Source organism: Curtobacterium sp. 179-B 9B NHS (assembly GCF_045370965.1).
Taxonomy (GTDB): Bacteria; Actinomycetota; Actinomycetes; order Actinomycetales; family Microbacteriaceae; genus Curtobacterium.
In genome coordinates this window covers 1-18,013 of sequence record NZ_JBIQDQ010000026.1, presented here as the reverse complement: position 1 = coordinate 18,013, position 18,013 = coordinate 1, and the positions used below count along the sequence as shown (strand labels likewise).

The following is an 18,013-nucleotide window of genomic DNA, read 5'->3' as shown; positions in this document are numbered from 1 at the left end:
GCACCGGTCCGTCCCACGACGTCGTCGGGCCCCCGCTCGGAGCCCCTCACCGCACGGCCCCCGTCCGCCGCACCGCACGGCCGAGCACCGTCACCGCGGTCGCCAGCACCACGATGGCGAGGCCCGGGAAGGTGCTCATCCACGGCGCGGTCAGCAGGTAGGTGCGGCCGTCCGCGAGCATCGCACCCCACTCCGGCGCGGGCGGCGGGGTCCCGACCCCGAGGTAGCTGAGCGCCGACGCCCACACGACCGCCTGGCCGACCCCGAGCGTGGCGACGGCGACGACGGGCCAGAGTGCCGCGGGCAGGACGTGCCGGAACACGATCCGGCCGGGGGAGCGGCCCTGCAGCACGGCGGTCTCGACCACCTGCGACGACCGCGCACTCCGGACCAGGCCGCGGACGATCCGGGCGTACCCGGGCGCCGTGGCGAACCCCACCGCCAGGGTCGCGGGCACCGGTCCGGGGCCGGTGACCGCGATGACGACGAGCGCGACGAGCAGCAGCGGCAGCGCGAACGCCACCTCGGTGACCCGGCCGACGACCGCGTCCACGATCCGACCACCGAGTCCGGCGAGCGTGCCGAGCAGGATCCCGGTGAGACCGCCGACGAGCGTCGCGGCGACCCCGACCACGAGTGACGCCCGTGTCCCCGCGACCACGCGCGCGAGCACGTCGCGTCCGGACTCGTCGGTGCCGAAGGGGTGCGCCGGTCCGGGTGGCGTCAGGGCGTCGGCGGGGTGCACCGCGAGCGGGTCGCCGCCGCCGAGCAGCGCCGGCCAGACCGCCGCCAGCACCGCGACCGCGACGACGACCGCCGCGACCGAGCCCGCCGGGCCGAGCGTCCCCCCACGGAACCGCTCGGACCGTCGGGCCCGCCCCTCGGACGCACCGGCCGGGAGGCCCGGGTCGAGCACCCCGCTCACCGTGCGTCCACCCTGCTCTGCGTGCGCACGCGCACTCGCCCCACGCGACCGGCCGGGCGTCGGTCGCGGGTCCGCGGGTCCACCGCCCGCTCGACCAGGTCCGCGACCGCCAGCACGACGACGTACGCCGCGGCGGACACGAGGGCGATCCCGGCCACCAGGGGCATGTCCCGCTGGGTGACCGCGGTGACCAGGGCACGACCGATGCCGGGCAGCGCGAAGACCGACTCGACGACCACGGCACCGGAGACCAGCGAGCCGAAGGCCCACGCGGACAGGGCGATCCCGGGGAGCGCCGCGTGCCGGAGCAGGTGACGACCGAACAGTCCGACGCGGGTCTCCCCGCGGCCGCGGGCTGCGAGGGCGAACGCGGAGCGCTGGGCGTCGACCACGCCGTCGCGGACCGTCTCGGCGAGGTACCCCGCGACCGGCACGGCGACGGTGAGCACGGGCAGGACCCAACCGCGCAGGCTGCCGTCCGACACCGCCGGCACCCACCCGAGTGCGCTCGCGAAGACCACGATGAGCACGCTGCCGAGCCAGAAGTGCGGCACGACGCTCGCCGTCACGGTGATCGCGCCGGTCAGGGCCGCGGCGATCCGCCCGCGCTGCGTCGACCACCACGCGGCGCCGATCGCCAGGACCCAGGCGACGACGAGTCCGGCGACCGCGAGCGTCAGCGTCACGGGGACCTGCTGCGCGAGGAGCTCGGACACGGGCGTGCGGAACGCGTACGAGTCGCCGAGGTGCCCGGTCGCCAGGCGCCCGAGGAACACCGCGTACTGCACGAGCACCGGCCGGTCGAGGCCGTACTCGCGGCGGACGGCCTCGACCGCCTCCGCCGAGGCCTGGGACCCGGGGCCGCCGAGGATCGCCAGCGCCGGGTCACCCGGGATCAACCGGATCGCGACGAAGACGATCGTGGCGACCGCCCAGAGCACCCCGATGCCGCCGGCCGCACGGCGGAGACCCCACAGGACCCACGCCGACCACCCGCGACGGGTGCCGGTGCGTGGCGGACGCGGGGCGGGCCTCCCGGCCGGCTCGCCCGTCAGCGCGCGATCCACGCGGTGCCGAACCACGGGGTGGAGACCGACGTGGTCTCGATGCCGTGGACGGCGGAGCGGTACAGGAAGTGGTTCTGCTGGTCGTAGAGCGGCAGGACGGTGCCGCTCGCCAGGATCCGCTGCTGCGCCTGGCGGTACAGGTCGCCGCGCTCGTCGGCGTCCGACGTGCGTGCCGCACGCTCCAGCAGGTCGTCGACCGTCGGGTCGTCGAGCTGCGCGAGGTTCGCGAAGTAGCCCGACGGTGCGGGCTCGATGCTCGCGCTGTCGTACAGGATGCGGAGGACGTCCGGGCCGACCTTGGTGTACGGAGCGCTGACGACGTCGTACTCGTTCGCGGCGAGGGCGGCGTACCAGCTGGAGAGGTCGAGCTCCTCGAGCCGCACGTCGAACCCGACCGCCTTCTCCGAGGCCTGGACCTGCTGGAACAGGCTGCGCTCCGCGGGCACCGACTGGTTCGTCGACACCGGGAAGGTGACGGTGAGCCGCTGCCCGTCCTTCTCGCGGACGCCGTCGCTGCCGACCTTCCAACCGGCCTCGTCGAGCAGGCGTCCCGCCGTCTTCGGGGAGTACTCGAACAGCGCCGGATCGGAGTACCCGTCGGGCTCGACGCTCGACAGCACCGAGTACGAGCGCTTCGCGGTGCCGAGGAACAGGCTCTGCAGGCCCGGGTCGATCTCGGCGCCGGCGATGAAGGCCTTCCGGACCGCCTCGTCGCGGAACACCCCGTGCCCGGAGTTCAGTTCGAGGCGGTTCGAGGCGCCGGGGCGCGGGGCGTCGAGGTCGCGGATCGCGCCCTTCGTCGAGGCGCTCTTCAGCTGGTCGGGCTGGGCGTTGTCGATGACGTCGACCTGGCCGGCCTGCAGTGCGGCGTAGCGCGAGGTCGAGTCGGGCAGGAAGCGCCACGTGATGCCGTCGAGGCGGGGCTCCGTCGAGCCGGTGAGCGGCGTGTACGCGTCGTTCTTCGCCAGGGTGATGCGATCGCCCCGCTGCCACTCCGTGACGGTGAACGGGCCGGTGCCGACGGGGGATGCGCAGTTCGTCGCCTGCGGGCGCTGCAGGGCCTTCGGTGACTCCATGCCGACCCAGGGCTGCGAGAACGACTCGAGCAGCGCGCTGTCCGGGCGGCTCAGGGTCAGCGTGACGGTGTGGTCGTCGGTCGCCGTGGCCTTCGTGATCGACTGCAGGGCGAGGTAGCCCGTGCTCGACGCCGTCGTCGGGTCCTGCACGTGCTCGATGTTCGCGACGACGGCGGCCGCGTCGAACGGGGTGCCGTCGGAGAACGACACGTCCGTGCGCAGGTCGAGCGTCAGGGTCTTCCCGTCGTCGCTCGTCGTCCACCCGGTCGCGAGGGCCGGCGTCGGCTTCCCCGCCCGGTCGAGGCCGGTGAGCATCTCGATGTACTGCGTCGACAGCAGGGCCTGCGGGTAGTTCCCGCCGACGTGCGGGTCGAGGCAGGTCGGCTCGGCGTCGCCGGAGGCGTACGTGAGCGTCCCGCCGCTGACCGGCGTGCCGGCGTCCGTGGCGGTGCCACCGCCGGTGCAGGCGGTCAGGGCCAGCAGGACCGCGGTGGCTCCCGCGGCGGTGAGGAGTGCGCGGGCGCGTGTTTTCTGTACTCGGTCCAAGATCATGGCTGCACGAGTCTAGCGGTTTACTGGCGGCATGGACGAGACGATGCGCCGCGGTGGCCGCCCCCGACGCTCGAGTGCCGAGGTCCTCGCCGACGCGGCTGCCGAGCTGTTCCTCGAGCAGGGGTACGCGCGGACGACCGTCGACCAGATCGCGGCCCGGGCCGGGGTGAGCCGGGCGACGTTCTTCAACTACTTCGGGGCGAAGTCGGACGTGCTCTGGCTGGAGCTCGACGCCGCGGTCGCCGACCTGCCCGCGTTCCTCACCGCCTCGACGGAGTCCTCGCCCGTGCGCGCCGTGGAGCAGGCCGTGCTCGCCGCGGCGCGGGCGCACGACCCCGACCGCGTGCCGTGGGCGATCGCCCAGGCCGAGGTGATGGACATCGGCACCGAGCTCGTCGCCAGTGTGGCGGCGCGGGTGATGGCGCAGCACGGGGCGGTCTCGGCGTTCGTCGGCTCGCGGACGGGGGAGCACCCGACGTCCCTGTGGCCGCAGACCGTGTCCGGGGCGATGCTCGGGGCCGCGGCGGCGGCGTTCGGGGTGTGGGTCGCCGACGGCGTCGCCCGCAGGTCCCTCGTCGAGTACGTCGGCGCGGCGCTCACGCCGGTCGCGGCGGGCCTCGACGCGCGCTGACCCGACGGGCGCTACTCGGTGCGGAGCGTCCCGGCACCGCCGGCCGCGACGTCCTCCACCGTGCCGTCGCGCACGATCCCCGGGACGTCGCCGTCCCCTCGGGCCGCGAGCGACGCGTCGCCCGGGATGCTCAGGGTGAGGACGGCCTCCTCGATGTACTGGCTCTCCTCGAGCGACGCCTCGACCCGACGGAGCCGGACCGCGACGTGGTCCTCGAGCTCGTTGCCGGTCAGGTCGACCGCGGCCACCAGGAACACCCGGGACGGTCCGACGAACTCCAGGTGCAGGTAGGTGACGCGCTCCACCTCGTCGCGACGGAGCAGCTCGGTGAGCACGGCGTCCTCGAGCTCGGGGGACGTCGCCTCGCCGACCAGGAACCGGCGGTTGCGCTCGATGAGGACGATCGCGACGACCCCGAGCAGGAGTCCGACCGCGATGGAGCCGATCGCGTCGAACACCGCGAGGCCGGTGAGCTGGTGCAGCAGCACGCCGAGGAACGCGATCACGAGGCCGACCAGCGCCGCGGCGTCCTCGGCGAAGACCGCCCGGAGCGTGGGGTTCGACGACTGCAGCACGTGGCGGAGCACCGGGACGCGGCGCTTCGTGGCGGCTCCGTGTGCCTGGCGGTAGGCCTGCAGGAAGCTCGTGCCCTCGAGGACGAACGCGATGCCGAGCACGACGTAGTTGAGCACGACGTCCTCGGCCGGACCGGTCTCGCCGAGCTCGGTGATGCCGTGCCAGATCGACACGACGGCACCCGCGGTGAAGAGGCCGAACGCGGCGAACATCGACCAGATGTAGGTCTCGCGACCGTACCCCAGCGGGTGCTTCCGGTCCCGCTTCTTCGCGCCGCGTCGTTCGGCGACGAGCAGGAAGATCTCGTTGCCCGTGTCGGCCCACGAGTGCGCGGCCTCCGCGGTCATCGACGCTGAACCCGAGATCAGGGAGGCGACGGTCTTGGCGATGGCGACGAGCAGGTTGGCGGCGAAGGCGATGACGACGGTGAGCAGGGACTCCGGACGGTCCTGCTTCTCGGACGAGGGCATCGCTCCAGCATGCTCCGACTCTTGTAGACTCGTCCCACCAGGCGTCGAACCGGCCATCACCGGTGAGCCTCCGGAAGAACGCGGCAGCACCACCGCCGTCAGTAGACCCGGGCGGACCGGACCGCACCCCATCCGGCGAACGAGCGGTCGGTCGCAGCGCGAGCAGCGTCCGGCAAGCGAGGTGGTACCGCGGAGCACGCTCCGTCCTCGTGGAGACGAACCGAACCCACAGGAGCAGCTCGTGGCCTACCCCCTCAACGTCCCCACCGACGGTGTCGTCCCGTCCCCGTCCTTCCCCGCCGTCGAGCAGGGCATCCTCGCCTTCTGGAAGGGCGACGACACGTTCCGGGCGTCGATCGACCAGCGCGAGGGCTGCACGGAGTGGACGTTCTACGACGGCCCGCCCTTCGCGAACGGCCTGCCGCACTACGGTCACCTGCTGACCGGCTACGCGAAGGACGTCTTCCCGCGCTACCAGACCATGCGCGGCAAGCAGGTGCACCGCCGCTTCGGGTGGGACACCCACGGGCTGCCCGCCGAGCTCGAGGCCATGCGGCAGCTCGGGATCACCGAGAAGCACGAGATCGACGACATGGGCGTCGACGTCTTCAACGCCGCGGCCAAGCAGTCCGTGCTGCAGTACACCGACGAGTGGCAGGCGTACGTCACCCGTCAGGCGCGCTGGGTCGACTTCGAGGACGACTACAAGACCCTCGACGTCACCTTCATGGAGAGCGTCCTGTGGGCGTGGAAGCAGCTCTGGGACAAGGGCCTGGCGTACGAGGGCTTCCGCGTCCTGCCGTACTGCTGGAACGACCAGACGCCGCTCTCGAACCACGAGCTGCGCATGGACGACGACGTCTACAAGATGCGCCAGGACCAGTCGGTCACGGTGTCGTTCCCGCTGCATGGCGCCCGCGCCGCTGCACTCGACCTGATCGGGGTCCGCGCACTCGCCTGGACGACGACCCCCTGGACCCTGCCGACGAACGCGGCGCTCGCGGTCGGTCCGGACATCGCCTACGCGGTCGTGCCGGCCGGGCCGGGAGGCGCGGCTGACGGTGGCGACGCCGGCTCGGCTCGGTACCTCCTGGCTTCGGACACCGTGGCCGCCCACGCGAAGGAGCTCGGCTACGAGAGCGCGGACGACGCGCTCGCCGCCGTGCTCCGCACGGTCGTCGGCGCCGAGCTCGACGGCGTCGAGTACGAGCGCCTGTTCGACTTCCTCGCGGAGGCCGAGGGCTACGAGCACGCGTGGCGCATCCTCGTCGCCGAGTACGTCGAGACGGGTGAGGGCACCGGCATCGTGCACCAGGCCCCGGCGTACGGCGCCGACGACCAGGAGGTCTGCGCGGCCGCCGGCATCCCCGTGGTGCTGTCCCTCGACGAGGGCGGACTCTTCACGGCGCAGTTCGGCGACGTCGCCGGCATGCTCTGGTCGGACGCCAACAAGCCGCTGACGAAGGCCGTGCGCGAGGCGGGCCGACTGCTCCGCCAGGCCTCGTACGAGCACAGCTACCCGCACTGCTGGCGCTGCCGCAAGCCGCTCATCTACAAGGCGGTCTCGTCGTGGTTCGTCCGCGTCACCGAGTTCCGCGACCGCATGGGCGAGCTCAACCAGGACATCAACTGGGTGCCGGACAACGTCAAGGACGGTCAGTTCGGCAAGTGGGTCGGCAACGCGATCGACTGGTCAGTGTCCCGCAACCGGTACTTCGGCACGCCGATCCCGGTCTGGGTGTCGGACGACCCGGCGTACCCGCGCCAGGACGTCTACGGCTCGCTCGAGGAGCTCGAGCGCGACTTCGGTCGCCTGCCGCTGAACGCCGACGGCGAGGTCGACCTGCACCGTCCGTTCATCGACGAGCTGACCCGGCCGAACCCCGACGACCCGACGGGGCAGTCGACCATGCGACGCATCTCCGACGTGTTCGACGTGTGGTTCGACTCCGGCTCGATGCCGTACGCGCAGGTGCACTACCCGTTCGAGAACCGCGAGTGGTTCGAGGAGCACAGCCCCGCGGACTTCATCGTCGAGTACATCGGGCAGACCCGCGGCTGGTTCTACGTCATGCACGCGCTGTCGACCGCGCTGTTCGACCGCCCGGCCTTCCGGAACGTGATCAGCCACGGCATCGTGCTCGGCTCGGACGGCCAGAAGATGTCGAAGTCGCTCCGGAACTACCCGGACGTCTCCGAGGTGTTCGACCGCGACGGCGCCGACGCGATGCGCTGGTTCCTCATGTCGTCGTCGGTCATCCGCGGCGGCAACCTCGTCGTGACCGAGGAGGGCATCCGCCAGGGTGTCCGCGAGTTCCTGCTGCCGCTCTGGTCGACGTACTACTTCTTCACCCTCTACGCGAACGCCTCCGGCGACACCGGCTACCAGGCCTCGCGCAGCACGGCGAGCACCGACGTGCTCGACCGGTACCTGCTCGCGAAGACCCGGGTGCTCGTGGCGGACGTGACCACGCACCTCGACGCGCTCGACACCCCGCTCGCGGCCCAGGCCGTCCGGGACTTCGCCGACGTGCTGACCAACTGGTACGTCCGTCGGTCGCGCGACAAGTTCTGGCTCGGCGCGGAGTCCTCACCCGAGGCCCGCGCGGCGTTCGACACGCTGTACACCGTGCTCGAGACGCTCACCCGCGTCGCCGCCCCGCTCGCGCCGCTCGTCACGGAAGAGGTCTGGAAGGGCCTGACCGGCGGGCGCAGCGTGCACCTCGAGGACTTCCCGTCCGCCGACGAGTTCCCGGCCGACGACGCCCTGGTCGCCGCGATGGACCGCGTGCGCGACGTCGCGTCGAAGGGGCTCGCGCTCCGCAAGGCGACCGGCCGCCGTGTCCGTCTGCCCCTCGCGACCCTGACGCTGGTCGTGCCGGACCCGGCAGCGATCGAACCGTTCGCGGACATCCTGCGTGACGAGCTCAACGTGAAGCGCGTCGTGCTCGAGCAGCAGGAGGAGTCCTCGCTCGGCCGCTACGGCATCGAGCGGAAGCTCACCGTCAACGCCCGCGCCGCCGGCCCCCGGATCGGCAAGCAGGTGCAGCAGGTGATCCCGGCCGCCAAGAAGGGCGACTGGGTCGCGACCGAGTCCGGCGTGACGGTCGGCGGCGTCGACCTCGTCGAGGGCGAGTACACGCTCGACCTCACCGTCGCGGACGACTCCGTCGCGGTGGCGTTCCTCGACGGCGGCGGCTTCGCGGTGCTCGACACCGTGACGACCCCCGAGCTCGAGGCCGAGGGGCTCGCCCGTGACGTCGTCCGCGCCGTGCAGCAGGCCCGCCGCGACGCCGACCTCGACGTCAGCGACCGCATCGTCCTGACGCTCCGGGTCTCCGAGGACGCCGAGGACGCGATCCGCACGCACGAGCAGCTCATCGCGGGGGAGACCCTCGCGACGAGCGTCGAGGTGACCACGACGACGTTCGCTCCCGGCGAGGGCTCGGACGTCGGCGACGGTGCGAAGGTGTCCGTGGAGGTGGCACGCGCATGAGCGACAGCGAGCAGTACGACGACGACCACGACGGCATCGAGGACCTCGGTCCGCTCGACGACACGGCCGGGGTCCGCATCCCGGTCGGACCGTCCGGCGAGCAGGCCCCGACGGACGCGCTGCCGTACGGCGGCGACGACGACGAGGTGCAGCGCGTCGAAGCCGCCCTGTACGCCCGGATCGGCGAGCAGGCACCCGAACGTCGGTTGACCGCCACCCGACGGGCCGTCGAGCTCCTCGGCGACCCGCACCTGGCGTACCCGGTCATCCACGTCACCGGCACGAACGGCAAGACGTCGACCGCGCGCATGGCCGAGAGCATCGTCCGCGCCCACGGGCTGCGCACCGGCCTCATGACGAGTCCGCACCTGGTGTCGATCCGGGAGCGCATCGTCATCGACGGCGAGCCGATCGCGGCCGACCGGTTCGTGGAGAACTGGGACGACATCACCCCGATCCTGGCGATGACGGACCAGGAGCTCACCGACAAGGGCGAGCAGCCGCTGACCTTCTTCGAGGCGCTGACCGTCCTGGCCCTGGCGTGCTTCGCCGAGGCACCGGTCGACGTCGCCGTCATCGAGGTCGGCATGGGCGGCGAGTGGGACTCCACCAACGTCGTGCAGAGCCAGGTGCAGGTGATCACCCCGGTGGCGATCGACCACGCCAAGCAGCTCGGGTCGACCGTCGCCGAGATCGCGCGCACCAAGTCCGGCATCATCAAGCCGTCGTCGTCGGTCGTCTCCAGTGCCCAGACGCCCGAGGCCCTCGCGGAGCTCGAGCGGGCCGCGGAGCTCACCGAGTCGACGCTCGCCGTCGAGGGCACCGGGTTCTCCGTCGTGTCCGACACCCCGGCCGTCGGCGGACAGCTCGTCACCGTGCAGGGCATCGCCGGGCGCTACGACGACCTGTTCGTCCCGCTCTTCGGCCAGCACCAGGCGCACAACGCCGCCGTCGCGATCGCCGCGGTCGAGTCGTTCCTCGGGCGGGGCTCGCAGGCCCTCGACGAGGACGTCCTGTCCGAGGGCCTCGCGAACGCGACCAGCCCCGGCCGGCTGCAGCCGATCGCGCAGGAGCCCACCGTCGTGGTCGACGCCGCGCACAACCCGCACGGGGCGCGCGCCCTGGCCGAGGCGCTGCCGGTCGCGTTCCCGTCCGAGCACGTCGTCGGCGTCGTCGGGATCCTCGGCGACAAGGACGCCCGCGGCTTCGTCCGGGCGCTCAAGGACACTGTCCAGACCTTCGTCGTCACGCAGCCGCCGGGGGACCGTGCACTCGACGCCGACGCGTTCGCCCGCATCGTCGTGGCCGAGGTGGGCGAGGACCGCGTGGTCGTCGAACCCGCGCTCGAGCAGGCACTGCAGGAAGCGCGCGACCTGGCGGAGGAGGCGGACGCCGAGGACGCCCTCGTGCTCGTCGCCGGCTCCATCGTCATGGTGGGGAAGGTCATGGACCTGGTCCACGCGGAGAGCGGGACGAAGTGACGGACGCACCACGGGCCTCCCGGCCGGGTCGACAGTCGCGCGTGCGGAAGCCGCGCCCGCAGCGCGGTGCCCGCGAGAGCCTCCTCGCGATCACCCTCGGACTCGAGGCCGTGATGTTCTTCTTCCCGATGCTCGTCGTCTACGGGAAGGGCACGCTGCCGCCGCTCGCGGCGTTCGGTGGCGGCATCCTGGCGATCATCGTCCTCGCAGCTGCCTCACGCCTGACGGGCAAGCGCGCCGGTGTATGGTTCGGGTGGCTGCTGCAGGCGGCCATCCTCGCCACCGGCTTCATCGAGCCGTTCATGTTCGCGGTCGGCGCGGTGTTCCTGGCGCTGTGGGTGTTCTGCTTCGTCAAGGGCGGTCAGCTCGACCGGCAGAACGCCGCGTTCCGGGCCGCTCAGGCCGAGGACTGACCACCACCGAACCACAGGAGAACTGCGTGTCCGATCTCGAAGAGACCCTCGTCCTCGTCAAGCCCGACGGCGTCGCCCGCCAGCTCACCGGAGAGGTCCTCCGTCGCATCGAGACCAAGGGCTACGAGATCGTCGACCTCAAGATGGTCACGGCGTCGCGTGAGCTCCTCGACCAGCACTACGAGGAGCACCAGGGCAAGCCGTTCTTCGAGCCGCTCGTCGAGTTCATGCAGTCCGGCCCGGTCGTCGCCGTGCGCGTCGCCGGCAACGGTGTGATCGCGGGCTTCCGCTCGCTCGCCGGCACCACGGACCCGACCTCGGCCGCCCCGGGGACCATCCGTGGCGACCTCGGTCGCGACTGGGGCCTCAAGGTGCAGCAGAACCTCGTGCACGGCTCGGACTCCCCGGAGTCGGCCGCCCGCGAGCTCGCCCTCTGGTTCGCCTGATCGACCGAAGCGGAGCACAGACGCGATGACGAACAACGACCGTCCCACGAAGAACGAGCGTCGCCAGCACGCCCGTGAGGTCGCCCGCCAGCGGGCCGACGCCGAGAAGCGCCGCAAGCGCCGCAACAAGTGGTTCCTGCAGGGCGGCATCGGCCTGGGCATCGTGGCCGTCGCGGCGATCATCGCGATCGTCGTGGTGAACGTGAACAGCGGGGGCACCACCTCCGCCGCCGGCCCGAAGAACATGGTCACCGGTGGCATCCAGTTCACCGGCGGCGACGGCAAGATCACCCCCGTCACGACCGGAGCGGTCTCGGCGGACGGCACCCCGTCCCCGGTCGCCACGGCCGACAGCGACGGCAAGGTCAAGGTCGTCGAGTACGTCGACTGGGCCTGCCCGGTCTGCAAGCAGTTCGAGGGTGCCTACGCCGACCAGATCACCGACTTCGTGAAGAACGGTCAGGCGACGCTCGAGATCCACCCGGTGTCGATCCTCGACCGCAGCTACCTCGGCTCGCGCTACGCCAGCCGTGCCGCGAACGCCGCGATGTGCGTCGCGAACTACGCGCCGGACAAGTTCCTCGACGTGCAGACGCAGTTCTTCGAGAAGCAGCCGGAGGAGGGCACGAAGGGCCTGACCAACGCCGAGATCGCCGACCTGGTGAAGGCCGGCGGGGCCACCGGCTCCGACGTGTCCGAGTGCCTGTCGAACGAGACGTACAAGGGCTGGGTCACGAAGATCACGAACCAGGTCACCTCGGACCCGGCGGTCGCCGGTCCCCAGGGCTTCGGCACGCCGACGATCCTGGTGAACGGGCAGCGTGTGAGCACCCTCACCGACGTCGTCCCGACCATCGAGGCCGCCGCGAAGTAGTCGGCCCCGCCGCACTCGGCCCCGCGCTCCCGATCCGGGAGCGCGGGGCCGATCGCTGTCCCCGGGCTGCCCGCGGCGCGGGCGCGCGACGCGGAGCCTGAGGCGCGGGGAGGCGCCTGGGGTGCGGGGAGGTGCGGTGCGGCGCGGGGGCGCGCGGCGGCGTGCGCACCTGGTCGATCCGGGCGTACCGAGCGAAACCGGGCGTACCTGGCGCTTCGGTTGCACCAGGGATGCCCGAAAGCGCCTTGCATCGCAGGTGTCATGGGAAGGATCGGGCGTCCGGGCCTGGCCGGGTCGGCGGATCACGGGCCGAGGCAGCACGCTCGCCGGTGCGGGACGATCCGCTCGCACACCGTAGGAGCGAGGAGCACGTGTCGTCCGGACGCTGCGCGAGCGATCAGGACCGATCCGACGGCCCTCCCGAGTGGGCAGGACACGCCGCTGGCGATCCGGGCGAGGGCACGATCCGTCGCCGGAGAACGTCGAGCGTGACGGATCTGGCCCGCTCGAGGGACCGGGACGGGGGCATCGCAACGGTCCGGTGGCGTCAGGACGACCGGGACGTGCACCGAGCAGCGGCCCGGCAGCGTCAGGCGGACCGGGACGCCGTCACGAGCGCGGCGTCAGAACGGGAGCGTCGAGAGCACGCGGGGGAACACGATGAGGATGCTGACCACGATCACGGCGTAGTTCGCCAGCACGAACGCCCACGAGTAGGGCAGCAGCGAGCGCCCGACCCGCTGGAGCCCGGCGCCGAAGCGTCCCTGCGCCGCGTTCCAGGTCGTGAAGATCCAGAACATCGGGATCGTCACGGTCCACACGAGCAGGCACCAGGGGCACAGGTAGCCGATGACCCAGACGGTCTGCGTGAAGAGCCAGGTGACGAACACCCACGCCAGGAACACCCCGGCGTTGAACAGCACCCAGAACCAGCGGTGACCGTTCCGCATGCCGGCGAGCAGCATCACCCCGACGGCGATCGGGGCGACGAAGCCCATCACGCCGAGGAGCGGGTTCGGGAACCCGAACAGGGAGCCCTGCCAGCTCGTCATCACCTGCGAGCAGTTCACGAACGGACTCACGTCGCAGCTGAGCGCCTTCGAGGGGTTCTCGTACTTCGCGAACTCGTCCAGCACCAGGTTGAACGCGGCGAAGAGGCCGACTGCTCCGGTGACGATGAGGAAGACCGCCATCGCGACCGGGCGGCGGGGCGTGGTTGCGCTCGTGCTCACGGCGTCATCATCGCATGCCCGTTCCGGACCTTTCCTGGCACCTCGTGCGACAATGACAGCAGTCGCGCGGCCGATCCGTGCGGCGAGAGAGCTTTCCGGGCGCAGCCCGGACGATCAGGCGCGGTGAGAGCGCGCCGTGACCGGGACTCGCGTCACACCCGATGCCGAGCCGGTCGGGCCGGGTGTCCGACACGGAACGACACCGGACCGCACGCCGGGACGACGAACACCGGTCACGAGAACGAACACGGGGGCGTGGACGCCACCCGTGACAACCACAGAATTCCCGCCGTCCGTCAGGACGCGAGTGGGGCCGAGGAGTGCACCAGATCCATGGTGGAGCAGAACACCGACAACCCGAACAACGAAGAAGTCGCACCGAAGCGCCGTGGCCGCCTGTTCGGCAGCCGTCGCGCCCGGTCCACCGGCCAGGAGGCCCGTGGTGACGTCGACACCGACACCAGCGACATCGAGGCGGTCGCCGTGACCGACGACGCGCCGACCGACGGGACCGCTGCGGTCGACGGACCGGTCGCCCCGGACAGCGCGTCGACGGATGCCGAAGCGACGGACACCGAAGCGACGGACACCGAAGCGACGGACACCGAAGCGACGGGCAGCGAGCCGACGACCCCCGAGCCGACGACCCCTGCGTCGACGGACACGGCGACGGCGGACGACGCCGTCGAGGTCGCGGTCGAGCACGTCACGGCCGCCGCGGCTGAGCCCCAGGACGTCTCGACGGTCACGGGCAGCCAGCCCGTCGTCGAGGCGTCGTCGGACGGCGGTGCAGCCGGCATCGAGCGCAGCACGGTCGCGGACGCACCCGCTGCGACCACACCAGCCGACCCGGACGGGGCGACCACGGCGGACGTCGCGTCCTCCGCGGTGGCGACCGACGCGGTCGAGGTGGGCGGTGCCTCCCGGCCGGAGCCCGCATCTGCTCCCGAGGCGGACGAGCCCTTCGTGCCGAAGGCGACCAGCACCCTCAGCCTGATCTTCCACGCGCCGGTCCTGCCGGACCTGCCGGCCCTGCCGGCGCGCGCTGCGCGTGACGAGGACGACGACGAGGACGACGAGCAGGGCGGCAGCCGCCGTCGCTCGCGTCGTCGCGGGAGCAGTGCCGACCGCCAGGAGCGCGGCGTCCGTGAGCCGCGCGACCACCAGGAGCCGCGCCGCCGCGAGCCGGAGCTCATCACCGAGCCACAGCGCATCAAGGGGTCCACCCGACTCGAGGCGAAGAAGCAGCGTCGCCGCGACGGCCGTGACGCCGGTCGTCGTCGCACGGTCATCACCGAGGACGAGTTCCTCGCGCGCCGCGAGAGCGTCGACCGCCAGATGATCGTCCGGTCGAGCTCGTCGAAGATCGAGATCGGCGTGCTCGAGGACAACGTCCTCGCGGAGCACTACGTCACCAAGTCGCACAACGTCTCGCTCATCGGGAACGTCTACCTCGGCAAGGTGCAGAACGTGCTGCCCTCGATGGAGGCGGCCTTCGTCGACATCGGCCGCGGTCGGAACGCCGTGCTCTACGCGGGCGAGGTCGACTGGAACTCGGTCGACACCGGCAACCACGGCCGACGCATCGAGGCCGCGCTCAAGCCCGGGGACAAGGTCCTCGTGCAGGTCACCAAGGACCCGGTCGGGCACAAGGGTGCCCGTCTGACCTCGCAGGTCTCGCTGCCGGGTCGCTACCTGGTCTACGTGCCGAACGGCTCCATGAACGGCATCTCGCGCAAGCTGCCGGACACCGAGCGTGCGCGCCTGAAGAAGATCCTCAAGGAGGTCCTGCCGGAGCACGCGGGCGTCATCGTCCGCACCGCTGCCGAGGGCGCGACCGAGGAACAGCTCACGCGCGACGTGCAGCGTCTGACCAGCCAGTGGGACGCGATCCAGAAGAAGGTGCAGAACGGGCACGCCCCGGTCATGCTGCACTCGGAGCCGGACCTGCTCGTCAAGATCGTGCGTGACGTCTTCAACGAGGACTTCACGAAGCTGATCATCGACGGCGAGGCCGCGCGCGGCACCATCGAGGAGTACCTCGACGCCGTGGCGCCCGACCTCAAGGACCGCGTCGAGATCTACGACGGCCCGGACTCGTTCGAGGAGTACCGCCTCAACGAGCAGATCGAGAAGGCCCTGGACCGCAAGGTGTGGCTGCCCTCGGGTGGCTCGCTCGTGATCGACCGCACCGAGGCCATGACGGTCGTCGACGTCAACACCGGCAAGTTCGTCGGCTCGGGCGGCAACCTCGAGGAGACCGTCACCAAGAACAACCTCGAGGCGGCCGAGGAGATCGTCCGACAGCTCCGCCTGCGCGACATCGGCGGCATCATCGTCATCGACTTCATCGACATGGTGCTCGAGTCGAACCGCGACCTGGTGCTGCGTCGTCTCGTCGAGTGCCTGAGCCGCGACCGCACGAAGCACCAGGTGGCCGAGGTCACCTCGCTCGGCCTCGTGCAGATGACCCGCAAGAAGATCGGTGTCGGGCTGCGTGAGTCGCTCGACGAGGTCAACGCCAAGGTCAACGACAACAACGCGGACCCCGGGCCCTCGAAGGGGCGCCGCAAGGGCCGCGGCAACGGCGGCTCGACCGGTGGCAACGGCAACGGCAACGGCCAGGGAGGCAACGGGCACGGTGGCAACGGCGGCTCGGGCAACGGGGGCTCCGGCAACGGGTCGACCGGCCAGTCGTCGCAGGCGCACCAGATCACCGAGGACGTCAAGAACGCGCTGTCCCGCATCGCGGCCTCGACCCTGCCCCACGACGAGGCGTCGTCCGGCGAACCGGTGACCGGCGTGGCGTCGCCGCGCGGCGGTGCGGCGACCCCGGACCCCGAGGCCGCGGTCTCCGCCTCGGCCGATGCACCAGCGTCCGGTCCGTCGCCGGTGTCCGCGCCGGAGCGTGGCGCGGAGGACGCCGGGGGTGCGGGCAACCGTGACGGCGAGCAGTCGTCCGGGTCGAAGCGCCGCCGCCGTCGTGGCGGTCGTGGTGCCGGCAGTGCTGCACCCGAGCAGCGCGGTACCGACGAGCAGGATGCCGAACAGCACGGCGGCGAGCAGCGCGGGTCCGCCGTGCGCGACACCGACGAGGCCGTCCAGCACCGTTCCGGCCGCGCGGGCTCCGCTGGCGCACAGGAGACCCCTTCGCAGGGGTCCGCTCCCGAGCCGTCCGCGCAGGAGGCTGCTCCGGCGAAGACCGCGCCGACCCGTCGCCGCGTGAGCTCGAGCGCTCCCGTCACCCCGACCGAGAACACCGTCGCGATCCTCGACATCCCGGTGGCCGTGACCAAGCGTGAGCCGCGTCCGGTCCGGGACGACGCGGAGTCGCTCCTCGACTCCGTGCTGCAGGCCCTCCCGGAGCCGAAGCAGCCGGGGCAGGGCCGATCGCGGTCGCGCCGTGTGTCGTCGCCGAGCATCAGCGCACCGGCGTCCTCGGACGACGACGGGCAGGACGACGGCGCCGTGATCGTGGGGAACTGACGTGACCCACGCGGGCGACCCGAACGGTCGGCAGCAGGACCGCGGGTACTACGGTGCGGGCTGGTCGCAGCCCGCACCGCCCGCGGGCGGCCAGCCCGGTGGCCCGGCGTGGCCCGGCCAGCAGCACGTCGGCCAGCAACCCGGCGGCCAGCAGCAGCCGCCGTACGGCCGCCCGCAGGACGGTCAGCAGCCGTACGGTCAGCAGCCGTACGGCCAGCCGCAGGACGGCCAACAGCCGTACGGCCAGCAGGGCCGGGTGCGGTCACGGCCGCCCCGGACCGCGGATCCGCGCCGGGCGTTCGCACCCGGAGCGTCGGTCGCCAACGTCACGGGGGCCCTCATCGCCGTCGTGTCCGTCGTGCTCGTCGAGGTGGTGTCCGGCGTCCTCGGGCTGCTCGGGGCGTCCCTCGTCGTGCACCCCTTCTCGACGTACGGCACCGGGGCGAGCCTGCTCGGCAGCTTCGTGTCGGGCGTGTTCGCCTCGCCGTTCCCGTTCTACGTGGGAGCGTTCACGGCCCTCGCGTTCCTCACGCCGATCGCGCGGCGGAGTCCGCTGCCGACGGTGCTCCTCCGTGCCGTGCTCGCCGGTGCCGCGGGGACGGTCGCCCTGGCGCTCGTCGGGGTCTTCACCGGGTCCTACGCCGCGGTCCGGACGGGGTCGGGTGCCCGGCTCGTCATCGACGTCCTCACCGGGCCCCTGCAGAACGGCATCCCCTTCACCCTCATGCTCCTCGCGACGTCGACCGTGGCGTGGCTCTGGCTGGGGCGTCCACGGGGAGGACGCCCGGGGCAGGGGCCGACGGGCGGACGACCGGGGACGGTCCGTCCTGCGGACGCCGTGCCCGCGCCGACCGTGCAGCCCTACGGTGCGCAGCAGCAGCAGCAGCAGCAGCAGCAGCAGTACGGTCAGCCGTCCGGGTCCCAGCAGGCCGCCGGCCAGCCGCCCGTGCAGCGGCCCGACGACCGGTGGACGCCGCCGACGCGCTGACACCGACACGCTCGGTCGCCGGGCACCGCCGGTGCGCTGACACAGCCACCGGCGGGAGCCCGGCTCCGGGCGTCCGTCGTCGGCTCGCTCGACCCCGCCGGGCCACCCCGTGCACCGCCGGACCGCCGGACGCCGAACCGTGCCGACCGCACGGCGCGAGCTGCTGCTGACCACCGGGAAGCACCTCGCGCCACGCCGTCACGTGGTTCGACGTGCTCGACGTCGTGCGGACGCCGACAGCGCCGCCACACTGCCGCTCGCCGGCCGGTGGCCGCCACCCTGCCGCCCGCCGGCCGGGGG

Annotated in this window: 13 protein-coding genes; 8 read left to right on the top strand and 5 right to left on the bottom strand. The window is 72.2% G+C overall.

Features of this window, described 5'->3' with window-relative positions; all coding sequences use genetic code 11:
- Positions 1–46: 46 nt before the first annotated feature.
- The 3 genes from ACH0A8_RS15335 to ACH0A8_RS15325 are packed head-to-tail and all read right to left on the bottom strand — an operon-like array spanning position 47 to position 3,620.
- Complete coding sequence (locus tag ACH0A8_RS15335) at positions 47–925, bottom strand: ABC transporter permease (protein ID WP_209683439.1); 879 nt, start codon at positions 923–925, stop codon at positions 47–49.
- A complete protein-coding gene (locus ACH0A8_RS15330; protein ID WP_406907488.1) occupies positions 922–1,992 on the bottom strand; it encodes an ABC transporter permease in 1,071 nt (356 codons plus the stop codon). The genes ACH0A8_RS15335 and ACH0A8_RS15330 overlap by 4 nt, the downstream gene beginning before the upstream one ends.
- Positions 1,977–3,620: an ABC transporter substrate-binding protein gene (locus ACH0A8_RS15325; protein ID WP_251154790.1), complete on the bottom strand. Its 1,644-nt coding sequence runs from the start codon at positions 3,618–3,620 to the stop codon at positions 1,977–1,979. Before ACH0A8_RS15325 ends, ACH0A8_RS15330 begins: the two co-directional genes overlap by 16 nt.
- A 31-nt stretch (positions 3,621–3,651) precedes the next feature.
- Between ACH0A8_RS15325 and ACH0A8_RS15320 the strand changes: the two genes are divergently transcribed.
- On the top strand, positions 3,652–4,251 hold the full coding sequence (locus tag ACH0A8_RS15320) for a TetR/AcrR family transcriptional regulator (RefSeq protein ID WP_066653145.1): 600 nt from the start codon (positions 3,652–3,654) through the stop codon (positions 4,249–4,251).
- A gap of 11 nt (positions 4,252–4,262) precedes the next feature.
- On the opposite strand, the gene ACH0A8_RS15315 is transcribed toward ACH0A8_RS15320, so the two are convergent.
- On the bottom strand, positions 4,263–5,297 hold the full coding sequence (locus ACH0A8_RS15315; protein ID WP_066653147.1) for a cation diffusion facilitator family transporter: 1,035 nt from the start codon (positions 5,295–5,297) through the stop codon (positions 4,263–4,265).
- Between the two features lie 241 nt (positions 5,298–5,538).
- Here ACH0A8_RS15315 and ileS point away from each other — a divergent pair, with 241 nt between their 5' ends.
- From ileS to ACH0A8_RS15290, 5 genes are read left to right on the top strand one after another with little or no spacing between them, the layout of a single operon-like run.
- On the top strand, positions 5,539–8,793 hold the full coding sequence (gene ileS, locus ACH0A8_RS15310; protein ID WP_400427659.1) for an isoleucine--tRNA ligase: 3,255 nt from the start codon (positions 5,539–5,541) through the stop codon (positions 8,791–8,793).
- Entirely contained in the window at positions 8,790–10,274 is a 1,485-nt protein-coding gene (locus ACH0A8_RS15305) for a folylpolyglutamate synthase/dihydrofolate synthase family protein (RefSeq protein ID WP_251159807.1), read from the top strand. The genes ileS and ACH0A8_RS15305 overlap by 4 nt, the downstream gene beginning before the upstream one ends.
- A gap of 41 nt (positions 10,275–10,315) precedes the next feature.
- A complete protein-coding gene (locus tag ACH0A8_RS15300; RefSeq protein WP_066653151.1) occupies positions 10,316–10,687 on the top strand; it encodes a DUF4233 domain-containing protein in 372 nt (123 codons plus the stop codon).
- A 26-nt stretch (positions 10,688–10,713) separates the two neighbouring features.
- Positions 10,714–11,133, top strand: a complete 420-nt coding sequence (ndk, locus tag ACH0A8_RS15295) for a nucleoside-diphosphate kinase (RefSeq protein ID WP_058728426.1) — start codon at positions 10,714–10,716, stop codon at positions 11,131–11,133.
- A gap of 25 nt (positions 11,134–11,158) precedes the next feature.
- Positions 11,159–12,007, top strand: a complete 849-nt coding sequence (locus tag ACH0A8_RS15290) for a thioredoxin domain-containing protein (RefSeq protein ID WP_058728427.1) — start codon at positions 11,159–11,161, stop codon at positions 12,005–12,007.
- A gap of 623 nt (positions 12,008–12,630) precedes the next feature.
- On the opposite strand, the gene ACH0A8_RS15285 is transcribed toward ACH0A8_RS15290, so the two are convergent.
- On the bottom strand, positions 12,631–13,239 hold the full coding sequence (locus tag ACH0A8_RS15285) for a vitamin K epoxide reductase family protein (RefSeq protein WP_251154794.1): 609 nt from the start codon (positions 13,237–13,239) through the stop codon (positions 12,631–12,633).
- Between the two features lie 333 nt (positions 13,240–13,572).
- Here ACH0A8_RS15285 and ACH0A8_RS15280 point away from each other — a divergent pair, with 333 nt between their 5' ends.
- Positions 13,573–16,725 carry an Rne/Rng family ribonuclease gene (locus ACH0A8_RS15280; RefSeq protein ID WP_400427654.1) on the top strand — a complete coding sequence of 1,051 codons (3,153 nt, stop codon included), beginning with the start codon at positions 13,573–13,575 and terminating at the stop codon, positions 16,723–16,725.
- A 1-nt stretch (position 16,726) separates the two neighbouring features.
- On the top strand, positions 16,727–17,713 hold the full coding sequence (locus ACH0A8_RS15275) for a hypothetical protein (RefSeq protein ID WP_406907486.1): 987 nt from the start codon (positions 16,727–16,729) through the stop codon (positions 17,711–17,713).
- Positions 17,714–18,013 lie beyond the last annotated feature (300 nt).